The 19,320-nt window shown below is 63.4% G+C and carries 18 protein-coding genes; 4 read left to right on the top strand and 14 right to left on the bottom strand.

The window, feature by feature from the left end; genetic code table 11:
* Positions 1-89 precede the first annotated feature (89 nt).
* The 10 genes from JKL46_RS10020 to hmgA all read right to left on the bottom strand — a co-directional run bounded on the left by JKL46_RS10020 (position 90) and on the right by hmgA (position 11,211).
* Positions 90-809, bottom strand: coding sequence for an EthD domain-containing protein (locus tag JKL46_RS10020; RefSeq protein WP_201832485.1), 720 nt, complete (start codon positions 807-809; stop codon positions 90-92).
* Between the two features lie 10 nt (positions 810-819).
* Positions 820-1,569: an SDR family NAD(P)-dependent oxidoreductase gene (locus JKL46_RS10015; RefSeq protein WP_201832483.1), complete on the bottom strand. Its 750-nt coding sequence runs from the start codon at positions 1,567-1,569 to the stop codon at positions 820-822.
* A 296-nt stretch (positions 1,570-1,865) separates the two neighbouring features.
* Positions 1,866-2,726: an IclR family transcriptional regulator gene (locus tag JKL46_RS10010; RefSeq protein ID WP_201832481.1), complete on the bottom strand. Its 861-nt coding sequence runs from the start codon at positions 2,724-2,726 to the stop codon at positions 1,866-1,868.
* Positions 2,727-2,757: 31 nt separating this feature from the next.
* Complete coding sequence (locus JKL46_RS10005) at positions 2,758-3,480, bottom strand: ABC transporter ATP-binding protein (protein WP_201832479.1); 723 nt, start codon at positions 3,478-3,480, stop codon at positions 2,758-2,760.
* Positions 3,481-3,495: 15 nt separating this feature from the next.
* Complete coding sequence (locus JKL46_RS10000; RefSeq protein ID WP_201832477.1) at positions 3,496-5,277, bottom strand: branched-chain amino acid ABC transporter ATP-binding protein/permease; 1,782 nt, start codon at positions 5,275-5,277, stop codon at positions 3,496-3,498.
* 5 nt (positions 5,278-5,282) lie between these two features.
* Positions 5,283-6,206 carry a branched-chain amino acid ABC transporter permease gene (locus JKL46_RS09995; RefSeq protein WP_201832476.1) on the bottom strand — a complete coding sequence of 308 codons (924 nt, stop codon included), beginning with the start codon at positions 6,204-6,206 and terminating at the stop codon, positions 5,283-5,285.
* Positions 6,207-6,276: 70 nt separating this feature from the next.
* Positions 6,277-7,473 (bottom strand): ABC transporter substrate-binding protein, encoded by a 1,197-nt coding sequence (locus tag JKL46_RS09990; protein WP_201832475.1) that lies wholly within the window; start codon positions 7,471-7,473, stop codon positions 6,277-6,279.
* Positions 7,474-7,890: 417 nt separating this feature from the next.
* On the bottom strand, positions 7,891-8,526 hold the full coding sequence (maiA, locus tag JKL46_RS09985) for a maleylacetoacetate isomerase (protein WP_201832474.1): 636 nt from the start codon (positions 8,524-8,526) through the stop codon (positions 7,891-7,893).
* Positions 8,527-8,536: 10 nt separating this feature from the next.
* The gene (fahA, locus tag JKL46_RS09980; protein WP_201832473.1) at positions 8,537-9,844 is read right to left on the bottom strand and encodes a fumarylacetoacetase; all 1,308 of its coding nucleotides are present in this window, start codon (positions 9,842-9,844) and stop codon (positions 8,537-8,539) included.
* Between the two features lie 8 nt (positions 9,845-9,852).
* The gene (gene hmgA / locus JKL46_RS09975; RefSeq protein WP_201832472.1) at positions 9,853-11,211 is read right to left on the bottom strand and encodes a homogentisate 1,2-dioxygenase; all 1,359 of its coding nucleotides are present in this window, start codon (positions 11,209-11,211) and stop codon (positions 9,853-9,855) included.
* A 17-nt stretch (positions 11,212-11,228) separates the two neighbouring features.
* Between hmgA and JKL46_RS09970 the strand changes: the two genes are divergently transcribed.
* The 4 genes from JKL46_RS09970 to rocF all read left to right on the top strand — a co-directional run bounded on the left by JKL46_RS09970 (position 11,229) and on the right by rocF (position 14,175).
* Entirely contained in the window at positions 11,229-11,705 is a 477-nt protein-coding gene (locus tag JKL46_RS09970; RefSeq protein WP_343074036.1) for a MarR family winged helix-turn-helix transcriptional regulator, read from the top strand.
* Between the two features lie 229 nt (positions 11,706-11,934).
* Positions 11,935-12,567, top strand: a complete 633-nt coding sequence (locus tag JKL46_RS09965) for a L,D-transpeptidase (RefSeq protein WP_201832470.1) — start codon at positions 11,935-11,937, stop codon at positions 12,565-12,567.
* A gap of 77 nt (positions 12,568-12,644) precedes the next feature.
* Positions 12,645-13,079: a hypothetical protein gene (locus JKL46_RS09960; RefSeq protein ID WP_201832468.1), complete on the top strand. Its 435-nt coding sequence runs from the start codon at positions 12,645-12,647 to the stop codon at positions 13,077-13,079.
* A gap of 145 nt (positions 13,080-13,224) precedes the next feature.
* Entirely contained in the window at positions 13,225-14,175 is a 951-nt protein-coding gene (rocF, locus tag JKL46_RS09955; protein WP_201832465.1) for an arginase, read from the top strand.
* 2 nt (positions 14,176-14,177) lie between these two features.
* On the opposite strand, the gene JKL46_RS09950 is transcribed toward rocF, so the two are convergent.
* The 4 genes from JKL46_RS09950 to JKL46_RS09935 all read right to left on the bottom strand — a co-directional run bounded on the left by JKL46_RS09950 (position 14,178) and on the right by JKL46_RS09935 (position 18,898).
* A complete protein-coding gene (locus JKL46_RS09950; RefSeq protein WP_201832458.1) occupies positions 14,178-15,032 on the bottom strand; it encodes a PCC domain-containing protein in 855 nt (284 codons plus the stop codon).
* Positions 15,033-15,079: 47 nt separating this feature from the next.
* Positions 15,080-15,883, bottom strand: a complete 804-nt coding sequence (locus JKL46_RS09945; protein ID WP_201832456.1) for an SDR family NAD(P)-dependent oxidoreductase — start codon at positions 15,881-15,883, stop codon at positions 15,080-15,082.
* 85 nt (positions 15,884-15,968) lie between these two features.
* A complete protein-coding gene (locus JKL46_RS09940) occupies positions 15,969-16,979 on the bottom strand; it encodes a TRAP transporter substrate-binding protein (RefSeq protein WP_201832455.1) in 1,011 nt (336 codons plus the stop codon).
* 53 nt (positions 16,980-17,032) lie between these two features.
* A complete protein-coding gene (locus tag JKL46_RS09935) occupies positions 17,033-18,898 on the bottom strand; it encodes a TRAP transporter large permease (protein ID WP_201832453.1) in 1,866 nt (621 codons plus the stop codon).
* Positions 18,899-19,320 lie beyond the last annotated feature (422 nt).

Here is a 19,320-nt window from a genome sequence, read left to right as displayed (position 1 = left end):
CGGGAGGACATTTGCTTCAGCATTTGCGAATGCGTTCGTTAATTTGTTTTAGACGAACGCATTCGTTAATTCAAGATGTTTTGCGCTTCTTACGCGCCCACTGCCGGCAGCGGATCCGCCTTCACGATCTCATGCGTCTCGACGAGAAACGTCGTGATCTCCGCGATGAAGCTGAGCGCATGGGTCTGCGAGACTTCGGCGGCCGGAGAGCGGAAAGCGGTCTCGATATCGGCGACGGAGCGGAACCACATTTCCACCATTCCATCGATGGGAAGATCGTCGTGCGATGCCGGCTGACCTAAGCCTGCGCTGCGTTCGACGACGAGGTTCTGCGTGTAGCCCATCAGGTTCGGGAACTTACGCACGGCCTCGGCATGGAAGCCCCACCACTCATGCTTGAACTGATCAGGCGTGAGGCCTCGCTTGCGCGAGAGGATCGACATCCGCTTCACCAGCGGCCCGGCCGTGACATCGACGGGCACGACGACGTTCTGCACGGCCGTGATCAGACCCGTAGTGCCGACAAAGGTGTGATGGTCTTGCGCAACGGCCTTGTATTCCTCCGACGACACGGCCTTGTTCATGTCGTCCAGGCTGTCGAACCACAGTTCGGAAATGCCGTCGACGGACCAGGAACCGCGCGCGTGATCGATGGCGAGCTGGCGACTGTCGACGACGTGGTTCTGATGATAGCCTCGCAGGCCCGGCAGGCGCGCGGCGAGAGGGCCATGCACCTCACGCCAATGGTGCCTGAACTCGGCACTGCTGATCTCGGGCCGGCGGGTGAGAAGTCCCATGCGTACGATCATGATCGTCTCCTCATACGGCCAGATAGCCGCCGTCGACGACGAGTGTCGTTCCGGTGACGTAAGTCGACATGTTTGAAGCCAGGAACACCGTCGGACCGACAAGCTCCTCGGGCTCGCCGAAACGGCCGAGCGGAATGCGCGACAGGAATCGCTCGGCGCGCTCCGGATTGGTGCGCGTCGCTTCCGTCATCGGCGTGTTGAGGGTCCCCGGCGCGATGGCGTTCACGCGAACGCCGTCCTTGGCGAGTTCCTGCGCCAGGTTCTGGGTGAGCATGCGCACGGCAGCCTTCGAGGTCGAGTAGCTGATCGATGTGGAGGTCGACACGAAGGATGCGATCGAGGCCATGTTGATGACCGTTCCCTTCGTCGCCCGCAGCGCCGGAACGAAAGCCAGCGTCACGTTCAGCGTGCCGTTGAGGTTGACCTGCATCGCGGCGTCCCAGAGGCGCATCACGTCGGGGCTGTCGATGGTGTTGCGCGGACAGATGCCCGCATTGTTCACGAGAATCGAGACCTGGCCGATGGATGTCTCGACATCCCGTGCCAGCGCCTTGCATGCCTCGGCATCGGCGACATCGAGCGTGTAGGCCCAAGCTTCGCCGCCACTCTCGACGACCTCCCTGGCCGTGCGTTCGGCAGCCTCGCCATTCAAATCCGTCGCGATGATCCGCGCGCCTTCTTTCGCAAGACCTTTTGCGATGGCTGCGCCATTGCCCTGCCCGGCCCCGGTGACAAGTGCGATACGCTCTTCGAGCAACATCCGTTTCGGCTCCCTGAACTGAATTGAGAAAACCACCTCTTCTGATGTCGGTGGAGGCTGAGATTAGATAAGCATATGGCGAACGCATTCGCAAATAGCGAATAGTCGTAGACCGCAAAATTCCGCCATTCCCGTGACGTGAAAAAGCGCGCGCTTCGCAAGGCAAAGCACGCGCTGGGAAGTGTTCGATAGCGCATCGTGCGATGCGCTCTTCAAAGAGTGGAGCATCGGATTGGATCCCAAAAGTGGGTCCACTTTTGGGTCCGATGCTCTAGGGTCTGTTAAGCCAAAAAAGCTTAAGCGCGACGGCGACGCTTCGCCGGTGTTCCGGTGCTCGCGGCAGACGCGACTTCTTCCTGACTCGCCCCGTCGACCGCGTGCGGGGTATAGCCGAGCTGCGCCGACAATCGATGGGTGAAGGCCAGAAGCGCCTTGGTGTAGGCGCTGTCGGCACCGACATCGAGAACGCCCATCGGACCGATGACGGTAATGACGATCTGCATCTTCCCGCTGTAATCGAAAACCGGCGCGGCGATGGCATTGATTCCGGTGACGGGCTTGCCCTCCGTCGGAGCGTAGCCGAGGCTCCGGGCGCTGGCGATATCGGTCTCGAGTTCCTTGCGCGACGTGGCCGTGCCGATGCCCTGGATGCGTGCCCCCTTGCGCAGCTCTTCCGTCACCTGCGTCTCAATGACTTTCGGCGGCATGAAGGCCGCAAAAACCTTTCCGGTCGCTGTGCCGGTGATCGTGAAGACGGTGCCGGTGCGCACGTTCACGTGAACCTGGTCGCTGCCCTCCTGCACCTGCACGATGGTCGGGCCGTGCGTTCCCCATACGGCAATCGTGACCATGAGGCCGATCTCTTCCGAGAAATCGATGATGGCCTGGCCCGCGAGCCGCAACGGATCGAAGCTGCGCAGCCGTGCGATGCCGAGCTGCAGCGCGAAGGGGCCGAGCTGATAGCGCCCGCTCGCCGCCTCCTGCTCGACGAGTTCGAGCTTGCGGAAGCTCACGAGATAGGCATGGGCCTGGGCGGGCGCCACGTCGGCCAGGGTGGCGAGTTCGCGCAGCATCAAGGGCTTTCCGGCACTGACCAGAGCTGCGAGGATCCGCCCTCCGACCTCCACTGACTGTACGCCGCGTCCGTCTATACTCATCGTCTGCTCAATATCGTTGGTCCGCGCCGCTTCATGCGGCGCTGTGGGACACCCCGAGATACGCCGCGCGGACCTTGGGGTCGTGAAGGAGCTGCTGCCCTGTTCCCGACAGTGTAACACTGCCCGTTTCGAGCACATAGGCCCGATCCGCAATGGCCAGCGCCATATTGGCCATCTGCTCCACGAGCAGGATCGTGATGCCGGACCGGCGCAGGGAGACGATGATGTCGAAGATCTCCTGAATGATCTTCGGCGCCAGACCCAGAGACGGCTCGTCGAGAAGGAGCAGCCGGGGCTTGCCCATGAGTGCCCGCGCGATGGCGAGCATCTGCTGCTCGCCGCCGGAAAGGGTGACGGCGAGCTGATCGCGCCGCTCCCTCAGGCGGGGAAAGAGCTTGAACTGCTCCTCGACCTCCGCGTCGAGTGCGTCGTTCGGCAGCTTCCGGAAATAGGCGCCGAGGGTCAGATTGTCGTAGACGCTCTGGTCGGGAAAGACCTGCCGCCCCTCGGGCGAAAGGGCAATGCCGCGCGCCACCCGCTTGTGCGGCGCCAGCCGCGAGATGTCCTCGCCCTCGAAGACGATCTGGCCTGAGCCTACGGGCATCAGCCCGGCAATGCCCTTGAGCAGGGTGCTCTTGCCCGCGCCGTTCCCGCCCACGATGGCGACGACCTCTCCCGCCTTCACGTCGATGGAGGCACTGCGGACCGCCGCGATCGGACCATAGGCGAGGTGAACGTCCTTCAATGTCAGCATGTTCGTCCCCCTCCCCTACGCCGCCTCGATGGTGGTGCCGAGATAGGCTTCCATCACGCGCGGATCGGCCTGGATCTTGCCGGGCGTGCCTTCGGCGATCTTCTGGCCGTAATCGAGAACGATCACGTGGTCGGAAATCGTCATGACAAGGTCCATATGGTGCTCGATCAGGAGGATCGTGATGCCTTCGTTGCGGATGCGCACCAGAAGCTGGCCGAGCTCCGCCGTTTCCTGCGGGTTCAACCCTGCCGCGGGCTCGTCCAGCAGCAGCAGGATCGGCTCGGACGCAAGCGCGCGTGCCAGCTCGACGCGGCGCTGAAGACCGTAGGCGAGGCTGCCTGCCGGAGCATCGGCATAGCGCGAAAGGCCGGTGAAATGCAGGATGTTGTTGACCTTCTCGAGTGCCTTCGCCTCCTCCCGCCGTGACTTGGGCAAGCCGAGGAGCGAGGAGAGAAAACCGTTCTGCATGCGCGAATGCTGGCCGAGAAGCACGTTCTCGCGCACCGACAGATCCTTGAACAACCGGAGATTCTGGAAGGTTCGCGCAACGCCGTCGCCGCAGATGCCGTGCACCGATTGCTGCGTGATGTCGCGTCCTAAGAACGTCACCGTGCCACGATCCGGCGGAATGATTCCGGTGAGCATGTTGATGAACGTGCTCTTGCCGGCACCGTTCGGCCCGATCAGCGCATGGATATGCCCTTCCGTCAGATTGACGGACACATCCTTGGCGGGAACGACGCCGCCGAAGGCCTTGTTGAGGCTGTCGGCCGTCAGCAGGCTTGCATTGGCACTACGCGCGACGGAGCGGGTCGGCAGCCTGGGCGCGATGCGACCGAGTTCAGCGTCCGCGCGGGTGGTCGCGCCGCCGAGCCCGAACCTCTTGAACAGTGAACCGAACACGCCGGCCAACCCCTTCGGCATCGCGTACAGGGCGAACAGCAGCAGCGCGCCGTTGACGAAATGCTCGATCCAGGTCCAGCGCGCGACGAGCGCGCCGATGATCACGAGCGTCACCGATCCGAGAAGCGGCCCGTAGAGCGATCCGCTGCCGCCGAAGAGCACGAGAAGGAGAATGAAGATCGACAGGTGGAAATTGATGAAGTCGGAATTGATGTACTGGTTCTGCTGCGCCACGAGGGCGCCGGCGAGGCCGCAGGTGACGGCGGCGATGACGAAGGCGAGGACCTTGTAGCGATAGACTGCGACGCCCACCGCGCCGGCTGCAACCTCGTCCGCCTGGAGCGAGAGGAAGGCGCGGCCGAACCGGCCCTGCAGAAGGTTGCGCAGGAGAAGATGGGTGACGAGGCAGAGCGCCAGGCCGAACCAGACCCATTGCAGCATCGTGAACGGCACGCCGGCGATATTGAGCGGCTGGATCGAATAGATGCCCATGGCCCCGCCGAAGACTTCCGATCCTTCGGTAACCACCTTCTCGATGACGACACCGAAGGCGAGGGTCACCATGGCAAGGCTCGGCCCCTTCACGCGCAGCGAAGGTACGGCGATGAGAACGCCGAAGAACGCCGACACGCCGCAGGCGAGCAGAAGAGACAGCCAGGGCCCCACCTCGTAGCGGGTTGTCAGCAGCGCGACCGCATAGGCGCCTGCAGCGAACAGACCGGCCTGTCCAAGCGACTTCTGCCCTGCAAAGCCCAGCAGCACGTTCATCCCTGCAGCACACAGGAAGTAGATGCAGATCATGAACATGGTGCGCAGATAGAACTCGTTCTCGATGAACGAGGCGACTGCGGCAATTGCGGCAACGAGAGCGACGGATCCAATCAGATGGCGCATGCGAGCTACACCTTGTCGACAGCAGCCTGGCCGAAGAGGCCCGCCGGGCGAAACGCCAGAACCAGAATGATCAAGCCGAACACCACGATCTCACGCCATTGCGCCTGCCAGAGCCCGATGCCGGATTCCAGAACGCCCAGGATGAAGCCGCCATAAATGCAGCCGCGCGGATTGTTGAGCCCGCCGATGATGGCGCCGGAGAACGCCTTGAGCGCGAATCCCATGCCCATGAAAAGCGAAGCGGAGGCGATTGGGGCGATCAGAACGCCTGCGACGCCGGCAAGCCCGCTCGACAAAGCAAAGGCGCCGATCATGACGAGGTTGACATTGATGCCCATGAGGCTTGCCGTCTGGGGAGAATGGGCGACGGCCATCATGGCCTTGCCGATCCGCGAGCGGCGCATCACCAGATCGAGCGCCACCATGATCAGGATGGCACAGGCCAGAACCAGAAGCTCCTGCGGGCGCACGCCGGCCCCGGCAATGCGCAGCACGTTATCTCCGAGCGGAGACGGCACCATGACGGGAGCCGGTCCCCAGATCGCGAGACCGAGGCTCTGCAGCATCACGCCGAACCCGAGGGTGCTCATCACCCAGTTCATGCCGCCCTTGCCGGCAAAGGGTTTGACCGCGAGCAGGAAGATGAGAATGCCCATGAAGCCGGCCACGGCTCCAGCACCGATAACGGCTGCAGGATAGCGCCAGGCCGAAGCCGCCTCGCTGGGAACGGCCGTGGTCGTGCTCGCCAGGCCCGACAGCAACAGGAGCATCGTCACGCCGATGAAGGCGCCGAACGAGATGAACTCTCCTTGCGCGAAATTCAGCGTCTTCGTGGTCGTGAAGGTGATGCTGAAGCCGAGCGCGATCAGGGCATAGACGCCGCCGACGGCAAGGCCGCTCAGGAGTGTCTGGAGGTATACGTCCAGCATGGGGGCTCCACCGGTACGGGATATCAGGGCCTGCCGGCGCTTCTAGCCGGCAGGCCCACAAGCCTATGTTTTACTGCGTGAAGTCGGAGGGCTTGAGAGCCTTCACCACGTCATCGGTGTAGGAGACCAGACGTCCGTCCTTCCACACCGTCCAGCGATAGTCGGAAGCGGTCAGAGCCTCGTGCTCGGTCGCCGAGAAAGGCTTGGTGTAGGTCTTCATGATGCCTTCGACGGGCGCCTGAAGATTCTCGAGCGCCTCGCGCATCTTCGCCCCTTCCGTGCCGCCCGCCTGCTTGATCGCGGCAGCGGTGATCATCAGCGCATCGTAACAATGCGCTGCGAAGCTGAAGGCGCTCTTCGAGGTCATCTTGGGAGCGAGCCGATCGTAAAGCTGCTGCTGCTTCGGCGTGCGGTCTTCCGTGATGGTGCGCATGAAGACCGGCTTCTCGGCCAGATTCTTGCCCGCCGTGTCGTAGAAGCTCGCGTTGTCGGAGGACCAGGAGGTCAGCGTCACGGGGAAGTAGTTGATCTTCTCCATGCTGCGCACGAGCTGACCGATCGGCGTACCCTGCGCCCAGACGAGAACGGTATCGACGCCGGCAGCCTTCAGCTTGTTGAGCTGCGAGGTCATGTCGGTGTCGTTCACGCCGAACTTCTCGGTTGCAATCGGCTTCAGGCCCTTGGCCTCGGCGAGCTCCTGAAGATCCTTCAGACCGCCCTGGCCGTAGCCCGTGGTCTCGACGAGGAAGCCGACATTCTTGGTCTTGGGATTGCTCTTCGCATAGGCGATGAGGCCGGCGACCTGCGCCCGGTCCACCATGGAGACGCGGTACATGTAGTTGTCGGCACTGGCGCTCATCGGCTTGGTGATGTCGGTCGCGGATCCGATGCAGCCGATGGATGGGTTCTTCTTCTGGTTTGGAATGTGCTTCCAGGCGAGCGCATTGCCCGAATTCGTCGGGCCGAGCACGGCCACGACCTTCTCGTTGTCGATGAGGTCGCTCATGTTCTGGATCGACTTCGGCGGCTGCGAGAGATCGTCGCGCACCACGAGAGTCAGCTTGCGGCCGAGCACGCCGCCGGCGGCATTGATGTCGTCGATGGCGGCCTGGATGCCGAGCACGCCGGCCTGTCCGCTCTGGGCGGAGGGCGAAGCCGAAAGGTCGCCGTTGAAACCGATCTTGATCTCCTGGGCATAGGCCGCCGAGGAAAAGGCGAGCGCGCTGCAAAGAAGAGCGGCGTTCAGAGCTTTGGATTGTGGCGTCATAATCTTCCTTCCCTCAAAGGGTACGATTTCGGCTGCGGGTTCGGCGCTCGATGCGCACGCCCCGCCCAGGGCTTTCGGGCAGGAAGGCCTGCCACTTCCGAAGGTCGAAGGGAGGGAATGAGGAGCGGACCTTCGTCCGCCGACAACAGCCGCGCTATCGCCCGTCATTGCCGGGCTCGGCCGTTGGAAGTTCCTTCCCTTCTGCATTTCTCATGCTGTCGCTCTTTTGCCAGAGCTTGCCGATATTCGTACATAACAGCGAACGCGTTTGCAATAGACGAATGATCTGACTTTGGTAGCGGTCCGGTGGAATCGGTGTCCGAACCCTCGATTTCCGGGAATGCGGGCCCCATGCAAACGCGGCCGCTCAAGGCATGAGCGGCCGCTTGGATTCACAGGGCTGGGATGGGGTTCAGCTTATTCCGCGTCCGGTTGGGCGGAGGGATGCGCCTTCAGGAAGGCCGCATGCTCGCCCGCAAGCGCCTCCACGCGCCGGATGCGCGGATAATCCTCCAGGGGCACCGCAAACCGCCGCGCGGCATAAAGCTGTGGCAGAAGGTAAACGTCGGCCATCGATGGCTCTGAGCCGAAGCAGAAACCTTCATCTCCGATCAATGCCTCGACGGCGGCAAGCCCCTGCCCGACCCATGTGGCGATCCAGGCTGCCACCTCCGGCTCGGATCGGTCGAACGTTTTTCTGAGATGGTTGAGCGGGCCGACATTGTGCAGGGGATGGATATCGCAGCCGATGAGCGACGCCACGGCCCTGACCTTGGCCCTGGCAGCAGGATCGGCAGGAAGCAGCGCCGGAGTGGGATATGCTTCCTCCAGATATTCCAGAATCGCCGGCGACTGAATGATGACCGTGCCGTCATCGAGTTCGAGCGCAGGCACGCGCCCCTGCGGGTTGATGGCCCGGTAGCTCAAGGAATTCTGCTCGCCGCCGTTGCGGACCAGATGAACGAAGGCCTGCTCGGGCTCGATGCTCTTCAAGGCAAGAGCGATGCGCACACGGTAGGAGGAGGTAGATCTCCAATAGGTATATAGCTTCATGCGTCTGCCACTATGGTGCCGGTAGGATCGCAGCCCGGCATTCGCCGAAGCCGATGGAAGCATAGCCCTGCCGGTTGCCCCGCGCTTTCAGGATGATCTCGTCCCCGTCCTCCAGAAAGCGCCGCACCTCACCGGAGGCCAGAACGACCGGGTTCTTTCCACCCAGCGTCGCCTCCAGGATGCTGCCGCAGCCTTCCTGATCGGGGCCCGAAATCGTTCCCGTACCGAGCAGATCGCCCGGCTGGAGATTGCAGCCGTTGCTGGTGTGATGGGCGATCATCTGGGCCACCGTCCAGTACATGTGCCGTGCATGAGACAGGGCGAGCCGATGCGGCGCCAGCCGCTTCGCTCGCATGGCCGGCGTGAGAAGCAGAACCTCCAGTTCGAGATCGAAAGCGCCTTCCCTCTGATCGCCCGCATCGGTCAGGTAGGGCAGCGGCGCAGGATCGCCTTCCGGCCGCTGCGGCTGCGGAATGCGGAAGGGCGCAAGCGCCTCCGGCGTCACGATCCACGCGGAAATCGTGCTCCCAAAGCTCTTCGAAAGGAAGGGGCCGAGCGGCTGGTACTCCCAAGCCTGGATGTCGCGTGCCGACCAATCGTTGAGCAGGCAGAAGCCGCCCACGTGACTTCCCGCTTCCCCGATGCCGACCGGCTCTCCCTGAGCGTTGCCGGTTCCGACCCAGACGCCGAGCTCCAGCTCGTAGTCGAGCCGGCGGCTCGGGCCGAAGCCAGGGCCCTCGGCATCCGGCGGTTTCGTCTGGCCCTTCGGACGGCGCACCGGCGTCCCGGTCACGTTGATGGATGACGCGCGGCCATGATAGCCGATCGGAACATGCTTGTAGTTCGGCAGCAGCGGGTTATCGGGGCGGAACTGCTTGCCGACATTGGTGGCATGGTGAATGCCGACATAGAAATCGGTATAGTCGCCGATATGAGCTGGCAGATGCAGGGTACAAGCTTCCACCGCGTGCAGGCACCGCTCTGCCTTTTCGCGATCGGGACTGCCTTTCGTCAGAAGTTCGGACAGCCGCAGCCGCAGCGCCTGTCGCGGCCCGGCTCCGAGGGCCAGAAAGGCATTGAGCGCCGGGCCGGATGCGGCCTCGGCAGCCCGCGCCGCCTCGCCGGTGAAGAGGCCGGCGGCGAGAGCGGCCGACAGATCCAGCACCTGGTCGCCGATGGCGACGCCGCCCCGCTTGCCGCCGGGAGGAGGACTAAAGATTCCGAAGGGCAGGTTCTGGATCGGAAAGTCCGGATGGCCATTGGCCGAAGGCACCCAGCTTTCGAGCTTCGGATCATGGGTTCGATCGAGTTGAGCCATGGTCCCGCTTATCTCTTGTTCGGGTTGAAGTGCTTCTTGAGCTTGTGTCCGTAGGAGGCGTAGTCCTTCTGCAGCGCGTCCGTCTGCGCGGCGAAGGCGCTCACCTTCTGCGGGAAGCGTGTCTCGAACATGAACGCGAGCGTGCCTTCCAGCCGATGCGGCTTCAATTCCACGTTGCTGGCCTTCTCGAACGCGTCGACGTCCGGCCCGTGCGGCAGCATGGTGTTGTGCAGGGACATGCCGCCGGGCACGAAACCGCCGCCGGTCTTGGCGTCGTAGACGCCGTAGATCAGCCCCATGAACTCGCTCATCACGTTCATGTGGTACCAGGGCGGACGGAACGTGTTCTCCGCGACCAGCCAGCGGTCCGGGAAAATCACGAAATCGATGTTGGCCGTGCCGGGCGTCTCGGAGGGCGAGGTCAGCACGGTGAAGATCGACGGGTCGGCATGGTCGTAGAGGATCGGCCCCACCGGCGAGTAGCGCCGCAGGTCGTACTTGTAGGGCGCGTAATTGCCGTGCCAGGCCACCACGTCGAGGGGCGAATGGTCCATGTCCGCCACCCAGAGCGTACCCCCCCATTTCACGTACATCTTCGACGGCGCGTCCCTGTCCTCATAGGCCGCCACTGGGGTGTGGAAGTCGCGCGGGTTGGCGAGGCAGTTCGCCCCGATCGGTCCACGCTCCGGCAGGGTGAGGGCGCCGCCGTAATTCTCGCAGAGATAGCCGCGCGCCGGCCCGTCCTTGAGCTCGACCCGGATCTTCACCCCGCGCGGAATGACGGCAATCTCGCCCGGCTCGATGTCGATGATGCCGAACTCGGTCCACAGGCGAAGGTCTCCCTGCTGCGGCACGAAAAGCAGCTCGCCGTCGGCATTGTAGAAATACTCGTCCGCCATCGAACGGGTCACGAGATAGACGTGCGAGCCCATGCCGGCCTGCGAGCCGGCATCGCCCGCCGTGGTGATGGTATGGATGCCTTCGAGGAAGGAAACCGGGCGGTCCGGAAGCGGGATCGGATCCCAGCGCATGGGAGCAAGCGGCACCTCGACCTCAGCGGCAGGCGCGGTGCGCCACAGGCCGATATCGGCCTTCTGGAACTGGCCCCAATGGGTCACCGTCGGACGGATGCGGTAGAGCCAGGAGCGCTCGTTGGTGGTGCGCGGCGCGGTGAAGGGCGATCCGGAGAGCTGCTCGGCGTAAAGGCCGTAGGCGCATTGCTGGGGCGAGTTGCGGCCGATCGGCAGCGCGCCGGGCAGTGCTTCCGTCTCGAAGCCGTTGCCGAAGCCTGACATGTAGCCCGGCTGGATGGCGCTTTCGGCCCGGTCGGCGGCCTGGGATTTCAGGGCTGGATTCTGGACATTCATGGGCATGACCTCCATAATTGGTCACGAATGTAACTGTCGATTTTGTAACCAACAACACCATGGCCGATCTCGAGCTCGAAACCTTTCTGCCCTACCGCCTGAACAGGATTGCGGCCGCCGTTTCCCAGGATTTCCGCTCCGTCTACGGCCCGCATCATGATCTCACCATCCCGGAATGGCGCGTTCTGGCGACGCTCGGCCAATCCGAGCGGATCAGCGCCAAGGAGATCGGCCGGCACTCCTCAATGCATAAAACCAAGGTGAGCCGGGCCGTGAGGGCGCTGGAGGAGCGGCGCTGGCTCACCCGTCGCGAGAGCGAGGAGGATCGGCGCGAGGAGATTCTGTCCCTGACCGCCCAGGGCCGCAAGGTCTACAAAGACATCGTGCCCAAGGCACTCGCCTTCGAGAAGCAGATCCTCGACCGGCTCGGACCGGAAGCAGAGGATCTCCACGCCGCCCTCCGCCAGCTCGAAACGATCTTCAAGATTCGATAGGTTTTTCCGGGCCGATCAAAGCACGGATACCGCCCGCCTGCCGATGGCAGATCAAATGGTACCTCGTACCTGATAGATGGTATCGAGAGCTACCTGAACTGCAGCCTCTCACGCCGGTCCGTCTCCGACTGGAGCCAAACCGAGCAGCGAGGCTCGCAATCTCGTCGGACATGGAACCTTAGCCTTAATCAGCCGTCATCTTCCCAGCATGCGATGGGGAGACCGGCCGATGTACAGGGCAAGCTTATCTGTGATGGCTGTCATTGCGTCCCTCGCCGCCCTGTCGACAGCGGCGGCAGCTGAGGTGCGCATCACGGTCGACAAGAGAACCCAGCGCATGACCGTGACGGTCGATGGCGTCGAACGCCACGCGTGGCTCGTCTCGACCGGCCTCGAAGATTATGTCACGCCGACGGGCGCCTTTACCCCGTCGCGGCTGGCAAGGCACCACTTTTCGCGGGAATGGGACAACGCGCCCATGCCGCACTCGATCTTCTTCACAGATGCGGGACACGCCATCCACGGCAGCAGCGCGATCGGTCGCCTTGGCCAGCCGGCCTCCCACGGCTGCGTCCGTCTCGCGCCGAGGAATGCCGAAGCGCTCTTCAGGCTGGTCCTTGCGGAGGGACTGGAGAACACGAAGATCGAGATCACGGGCGACGAGCCCATCGGGATCGCTCTCGGGGGCGAGCCCGGATCGCCGAGACGCTACGGCCGGCTGACCAGCTTCGATCCGCTGACGACGGGGATCATGGCCGGCGGATCCGGGCCGAGAGCCAGAGTGAGTGAAAGCCCCGGCTCGTCCGAGAAACCTTCGGCCTCAGCGACGCAGGCTCCGATGGCTGCCACAGGCGCGCCATGATAGATTGATGCGATAGGAACCGGCCCAGCTCTTCGCAGATGAATTGAAGCATCGCGCCTCCGCAGGAGATCGACCCTATGACCAAGACAGTCACGTCTCTTTTCCACACCGATCAGCATGCGGCGTCTGCAGCGAAGCACCTGGAGCAGGCGGGCATCCCGAAGGACGAAATCGACATCTGGTCGACGCCGCATAATCTCGCTCCCCTGCTGGAGGATCTCGGCGTGTCGCGGGCCGATGCCTATGCGTATGCGGAAGGCGTTATTCGCGGCGGATCGGTCGTCATCGTGAAATGCGGCGCGGCCGAGGTCGGCCAGGTCGTCGGCATCCTGGACCAGGAGGGCGTTCTCGACCTGGACGAGCAGCGGGAATCCTGGCGTTCGGAAGGATGGGTCGCCGGCGAAGCGATGGATGAGGCGCGCTCAGCTCCATCCGACGATCTCGCCGATGATCTCGGGCACGGCCGGGTTCGAATCCTGCACCGTAAAATCGAAGGCCCGGCAAAGCCGTAGAATGGTCGGCGCCGGCCGCTCACCTGATGCCTGACGCAGCCGCGAACCCTGCCGGGGGTGGAGCATCGGGCGCTCTTTCTGCTACACGACCTTGCTTCATATGCCGTGGGCCGGCTCCGGCGGACGGCCAGGGAGGGAGGGTAGAATGACATCGAAGACCTGTATCGTCCTCGGCGCTCCGGTTCAGGAAGGCGCGGGCCGTCTCGGCTGCGATATGGGCCCGAGTGCGTTCCGCACCGCCGGTCTGCAGACGGAGCTGCGCAGCCTCGGCTACGACGTGGAGGACCGGGGCAACATCGCTCCCAAGCCGCACCGGGAGATTCACCACCCCAACGCGGCGATCAAGGCCCTGCCGGAGACGGTCGCCTGGACCGAAGCCATCGCGGAAGCAGCCTATGAGGCGAGCGGGAAAGGCATCCCGATCTTCATCGGAGGAGACCACAGTCTCTCCGCAGGCTCGATGACGGGACTCGCCCGTCGCGCGGCGGAGGACAATCGCGAGCTGTTCGTTCTATGGCTCGATTCGCATCCGGATTTCCACAGCCTCGCAACGACGACGAGCGGCAATCTCCATGGCGTGCCCATGGCCTATGCCACGGGTCTGAACGGCTTCGAAGGCTATTTCCCTCCGCTTGCTGCTGCGATCAAGCCGCAGAACGTGTGCATGATGGGCATCCGCAGCGTCGATCCCGCAGAGCGCGCAGCGTTGAGGAGCTCCGGCGTGACGGTTCACGACATGAGGGCAATCGACGAAAACGGCGTCGTTACTCTTCTCAACACATTCCTGAAGCGCGTCGCGGATGCGGACGGCATTCTACATGTCAGCTTCGACGTCGATTTCCTCGATCCGGCAATCGCGCCGGGCGTCGGCACCACCGTTCCCGGTGGGGCGACGTTCCGTGAAGCCCATCTCATCATGGAAATCCTCCACGACAGCGGCCTCGTGCGAAGCCTCGATGTGGTCGAGCTCAATCCGTTTCTCGATGAGCGCGGACGCACGGCGCTGCTCATGGTCGATCTCGTCGCCAGCCTCATGGGACGAAGCGTTCTCGACCGCCCGACTCAGAGCTACAGCCATACGCCGAAGACAAGTTGAAGCTAATCCGCTGCTTCGATCACGAGTTCGAACGTGACGCAGACCGGGTTGTCGCCGCGCACCAGCTCGCCGGAATGGATCGCACCGTCCATGTCGACGACATCGATCTCGAGCCGGGATCGCAGCTCGCCGCCGATCCTGGACACGCGGCCGCTCCGGATCAGGACCTCGGTCGCATAGGAATCGATCGCTCTGCCGTCGGTGAAGCGCACCTCGTTCAGGCTGCCGATGCCGTAGACATTCGCCGCAGCAAAGCCGTGTCGACGGCAGATTTCCTCGATGGCAAAATCGATATCCTCGTTGGGGCGCACTTTGGCGAGCAGCATCCGCGGATGCGCGGCGCCACCGTCACCAAGAGCCTTGTGAACAGGCTCGAAGAGGGTGAAGTTCGTCTCCGCATCCGGCATCGCCTCGAAGGTGGCATCCGCGAATCCGATGCCCGTGACCTCGATCGGCTCAGCCACGATCGTCTGAGGAGCAAGCATGTGGCCCGCCTTCAGCCCGTCGGCCGTGCGCCAGACGCCGTGGCAATGCAGAAAAGGTTTTCCATCGCGGATGCCGACGATGGCGCAAGCGCGGGTTACGTCGACGGGGCCCGCGGGCTCATAGGTCTCACTGTACCAGGCGGCATGGAGCGGATCAGTGGATCCTGCCGGCATCACATACCGGAAGGGTTCGCATGTCCCGCCCTTGAAGGCGACGAAGCCTCCGATGCAGCCGGCAGCCTTCATGCCACCGGCAACCGCCTCGTCCACCGTCCGGCCGGGTTCGAGCACGAAGCGCAATGGAACGCCTGAACCCATCACGGCGGCAACGCGCTCAGGTGCGATAGGTCCTGGATGTCGAATGTGTCTCATGAGGCGTTCGATCAATCAGCGAAACTTACAATCAGCGAAACGTGCAATCAATGGAACTCGGAGACCGCGCAGCTCTGCCCGCCGTCCACGGGCAGACAGACACCCGTGATGAACTGCGCCTCGTCCGAGGCGAGGAACACCGCGGCATTGGCGACATCCCAGGCCGTTCCCATGCGACCGACCGGGACCGCCGCGTTACGGGCCGCCACCATCTCCTCAACGCTCGCATATTGCCCGGAGATCTGCCGATAGATCAGCGGCGTGTCGATGAGGCCGGGCATGATGCAGTTGGCGCGGATTCCCTGGCGGGCATATTGCATGGCAAGCGCCACGGTCGCCTGGTTCACGGCGGCCTTGGTGGCGTAATAGGCGAAATAGGGATAGCCGGTCCAGCGGATCGCAGCGAGCGACGAGATGTTGACGATGGTGCCCCTGCCCCGCCGCAGCATGTGCGGGATGACAGCCTTCGCCGTGCGGTAGACCGGCCCGAGATTGAGCTTCACCGCGGCCTCGAACTGCTCCTCGGTCAGTTCGACCGGGCCGCCCATATGAGTCACGCCCACATTGTTGTGCAGGATGTCGATGCCGCTGAAACGCGTGATCGTCTGCATGACTGCCGATTCAACGGAACCGGTGTCGGTCACATCGGCTGCAACCGCGATGGCCTCTCCACCTTCATTCGCGATGATGGCGGCGGTTTCCTCCGCCGTCTCAAGCACGAGATCGACGCAGGCAACCCTTGCGCCTTCGCGGGCATAAGCCACCGCCGCCGCCTTGCCGTTGCCCCAGCCGGGCCCGGAGGAACCGGCCCCGAACACGATGGCCGTCTTTCCCTTCAGACGGTCGACCATGAATGTCTCCTGCGCCACGATCCGGCGCTTTGCCTTTTAGCGACCGGCGGATGCCGCCGGTCGCCAAGCGAGAGAGCTGACCCGATCAGCTCAACGAGCTGCCGACGGACTTCTCGAGAATCGCCCAGGCCTCGTCGCCATACTTCTTCTTCCACTCGGCATAGAAGCCGGCCTTGCGCAGGGCTTCGCGGAAGAGAGCCGGATTCGGATCGTTGAACTGCATGCTCTTGGAGACGAGCTCGTCCTTGACGTTTCCGTTGAGCTTCGCCACATCGGCGCGCTCCTCGACGGCCGCGGCGTTGAGGTGCTTCGCCACAATGGCCCGCAGATCCTCCGGCAGACGCTCCCAGGCGCGGCGGTTGGCCAGGAACCAGAAGCCGTCCCACATATGGTTGGTCATGGAGGTGTATTTCTGCACCTCGAACAGCTTCGCGGTCGAGATGATGGCGAGCGGATTCTCCTGGCCGTCGACCACCTTGGTCTGAAGGGCTGTGTAGACCTCCGCGAAGTTGATGCTGGCCGGTGCCGAGCCGAAGGCGCTGAACATCGAGGTCCAGAGCGGGCTCACCGGAACGCGGATCTTGAAGCCTTTCAGATCCTCAGGCGTCTGGATCGGCTTGTTGGAGCTCGTGATCTGGCGGAAGCCGTTGTCCCAGATCTTGTCCATCACGACGAGGTTCGCCTTGGCGATCTGGCCGCGCACATAGGCGCCGAGCTCGCCGTCCATCGCCTTCCAGACCGTGTCGTAGTTCGGGAAGGCGAAGCCGATGCCGCTGATCGACGCGTTCGGCACGAGCGTCGACAGGATCAGGGGCGAGAGGGTGAAGAACTCCACGCCGCCGGACCGGACCTGGCTCAGCATGTCGGTGTCGGAGCCGAGCTGGTTGTTGGGGAAGATCTGGATCTCGACGCGTCCGTTCGTTTCCTGCTTGATCTTGTCGGCCGCTTCCTTCGCACGCAGGTTCATCGGATGCGTGACCGGAAGGTTGTTGGCGTATTTGTAGGTGAACTCGGCCGATTGGGCGCGGGCTCCGAACGTGCTGACCATCGCGACGGAGGCAGTGCCCTGCAGCAGGGTGCGGCGTGAAATCGTCATGTCTTCTCTCCCTTTCGGCTGTTTTGGTGAACGGTTTTGGAGGTTGGCTCCGGTCAGAGGAATGCGGTGGAAATCCCCGGGATCGCGGCGATCAGCACGAGGCCGACGAGCAGCGCCAGGATGTAAGGCCAGATCGCGCCCATGGCTTCGTCCGGCGAGACGTTGCCGATCTTGCAGGCGATGTAAAAGCCGATGCCGATGGGCGGCGCCATCAGGCCGATATTCATCGCAGTCACGACCACCATGGAATAATGGATGTCGTTGATGCCGAGATTCTTCGCGATCGGGAACATCAGCGGCGCCATCAGCACGATCGCAGGCAGACCCTCGAGCACGCAGCCGAGCAGCAGGAACACCACGATGGTCACGGCCATGAAGATGATCCAGCCGCCGGGCAGGCTCGCCATGAAGGTTGCGAGCTGCTGCGCGAAGCCGGTCTGCGTCAGCGCCCAGGCCATGGCAAGCGCCGTGCCGAGGATCAGCAGGATCGCGCCCGAGAGCGCCGCCGTCTCGACGAGCATCTGGTAGAACTTGCGCAGGCCGATGCCGCCATAGAGGAAGATGCCGATGATGAGCGCGTAGAGCACCGCGATGGTCGACACCTCGGTCGCGGTCGCGATGCCGCCGCCGACGGCGCTGCGGATGATGAAGGGCAGCACCAGGGCGGGCGCCGCGATCAGCATCGTCTTGCCGATGACCGCAAGAGGAGCGCGGCGCACGTTGCCGAGTTCCTCGCGGGCGGCCTTGATCCGCGCCAGCACGGCGAGAACCGCGAGCAGCACCATGGCGACCACGAAGCCCGACGTGAACAGCCCGGCGATGGAGACGCCGGCGACTGATCCGAGCACGATCAGCACAATGCTCGGCGGAACCGTATCGGCCATCGCCGCACCCGTCGCGAGAAGCGCGATCATCTCGCGCGGCTTGTGCCCGCGCCGCTTCATCTCCGGAAAGAGAGCGGGTGCCACGGTCGCCATATCCGACACCTTCGAGCCGGAAATGCCCGAGACCAGGAAGAGCGAGCCGAGCAGCACGTAGGACATGCCGGCCCGCACGTGGCCCAGGAGCGAGGCGAGGAAGTCGACGATGGCCTTGCCCATGCCGGTCGCATCGAGGATGCAGCCGAGAAAGACGAAGATCGGAACCGACAGGAGGATGATGCTCGACATGCCCTCATCCATGCGGCCGATCATCACGAAGATGGGCACGCGCGTGCTGAAGGCGAGAAAGGCGAGCGTTCCGATGCCGAAGCAGAAGGCGATGGGAACGCCCATGACGAGGCAGAGCGCCACGACGCCGACGAGGAAGATCAGGATGTTGATGTTGCCGAGCCGCAGGAGCGCGGGCGACAGAAGCCAGAACGCCCCGGCAATGGCGGCGACGAGCAGCACGGAGGCGACGATGTCGCGTAAGGACGATGTCTTCACCGCCTGCGCCACGGTGAAGCCCAGCATGGCGAAGATGCCGAAGGCGATGGCCGCAACGCGAAAACTGTTCGGGATGTTGAGCGCGGCGGAGGTGACGAACCATTCCTCCTCCACATACTCGATCGCCGGCTGCAGCATGACGAGCAGGAACGTCGCGGTAAGGACGAGGCCGAGGGTCTGGATGAAGCCGCGGATCCTCTCGGGGAACATCCCGAGGAACAGCGTCAGCTTGAGATGCTCGTTTCGGTCGATGGCGATGGCGGCGCCCAGCATGGCGAGCCAGAGGAAGGAGATCGAGGCGGCCTCGTCGATCCACACAACGGGATAGGAAAAGACATAGCGCGAGGCGACGCCCGCCAGCAGCAAGACGATGATGACGGAGAGAAGCACCGCCGACACCACCTCGAGCGGCCGGACCAGCAATGAGCCGACGCGGTGTGTCACCTCTTCGTCGGCATTCGGCAGGGCGATCGTGTCGCCGGCAGCAGCCATCGTGCTCTCCCCTATCTCAGCTCAAGCCGGCGCGTTCGAGCATTGCGCACCGGCCGGCGGATATCCCTGCTGCCGTGACTGGGAGGGCCTCCATCGCGATTCCTTCCCGTTCTTGCGGCAATCGCAACGAATGCGATCAGACAGGTCCATTCTATGGATCTTTATTTCCTAACGGATGGCGGAAAAGATACACTTCTTACAAGTCATTGCAACCTGGATCGAAGCAATTTAGCTTGCGACTGAAGTCTGAGCATGGAATCTAAGGTCCACAATATGGATCTCCGACGCACGATGGATGAAGCCTCCTTATCGACCGGCGATCTGTCAGGATCCCAGAGCGTCGACCGCGCCCTGCGTCTGCTGGCGCTCGTCGGGCGCGAGGCCGAGGGCGGCGCCAAGCTGAGCGATATCGTCGAGGAGAG

This window comes from Microvirga zambiensis WSM3693 (assembly GCF_016735695.1).
In the GTDB taxonomy this organism is placed as follows: Bacteria; Pseudomonadota; Alphaproteobacteria; order Rhizobiales; family Beijerinckiaceae; genus Microvirga; species Microvirga zambiensis.
This window is presented reverse-complemented; position numbering and strand designations above follow the sequence as displayed.

Coding starts and splice junctions, on each gene's coding strand:
- JKL46_RS09935 (WP_201832453.1), bottom strand. CDS start 18,898: ATGGCTGCTGCCGGCGACACGATCGCCCTGCCGAATGCCGACGAAGAG.
- JKL46_RS09990 (WP_201832475.1), bottom strand. CDS start 7,473: ATGACGCCACAATCCAAAGCTCTGAACGCCGCTCTTCTTTGCAGCGCG.
- hmgA (WP_201832472.1), bottom strand. CDS start 11,211: ATGAATGTCCAGAATCCAGCCCTGAAATCCCAGGCCGCCGACCGGGCC.
- JKL46_RS10010 (WP_201832481.1), bottom strand. CDS start 2,726: ATGAGTATAGACGGACGCGGCGTACAGTCAGTGGAGGTCGGAGGGCGG.
- JKL46_RS09965 (WP_201832470.1), top strand. CDS start 11,935: ATGTACAGGGCAAGCTTATCTGTGATGGCTGTCATTGCGTCCCTCGCC.
- maiA (WP_201832474.1), bottom strand. CDS start 8,526: ATGAAGCTATATACCTATTGGAGATCTACCTCCTCCTACCGTGTGCGC.
- JKL46_RS10000 (WP_201832477.1), bottom strand. CDS start 5,277: ATGCGCCATCTGATTGGATCCGTCGCTCTCGTTGCCGCAATTGCCGCA.
- JKL46_RS09960 (WP_201832468.1), top strand. CDS start 12,645: ATGACCAAGACAGTCACGTCTCTTTTCCACACCGATCAGCATGCGGCG.
- JKL46_RS10005 (WP_201832479.1), bottom strand. CDS start 3,480: ATGCTGACATTGAAGGACGTTCACCTCGCCTATGGTCCGATCGCGGCG.
- JKL46_RS10015 (WP_201832483.1), bottom strand. CDS start 1,569: ATGTTGCTCGAAGAGCGTATCGCACTTGTCACCGGGGCCGGGCAGGGC.
- rocF (WP_201832465.1), top strand. CDS start 13,225: ATGACATCGAAGACCTGTATCGTCCTCGGCGCTCCGGTTCAGGAAGGC.
- JKL46_RS09945 (WP_201832456.1), bottom strand. CDS start 15,883: ATGGTCGACCGTCTGAAGGGAAAGACGGCCATCGTGTTCGGGGCCGGT.
- JKL46_RS09940 (WP_201832455.1), bottom strand. CDS start 16,979: ATGACGATTTCACGCCGCACCCTGCTGCAGGGCACTGCCTCCGTCGCG.
- JKL46_RS09950 (WP_201832458.1), bottom strand. CDS start 15,032: ATGAGACACATTCGACATCCAGGACCTATCGCACCTGAGCGCGTTGCC.
- JKL46_RS09995 (WP_201832476.1), bottom strand. CDS start 6,206: ATGCTGGACGTATACCTCCAGACACTCCTGAGCGGCCTTGCCGTCGGC.
- JKL46_RS10020 (WP_201832485.1), bottom strand. CDS start 809: ATGATCGTACGCATGGGACTTCTCACCCGCCGGCCCGAGATCAGCAGT.
- fahA (WP_201832473.1), bottom strand. CDS start 9,844: ATGGCTCAACTCGATCGAACCCATGATCCGAAGCTCGAAAGCTGGGTG.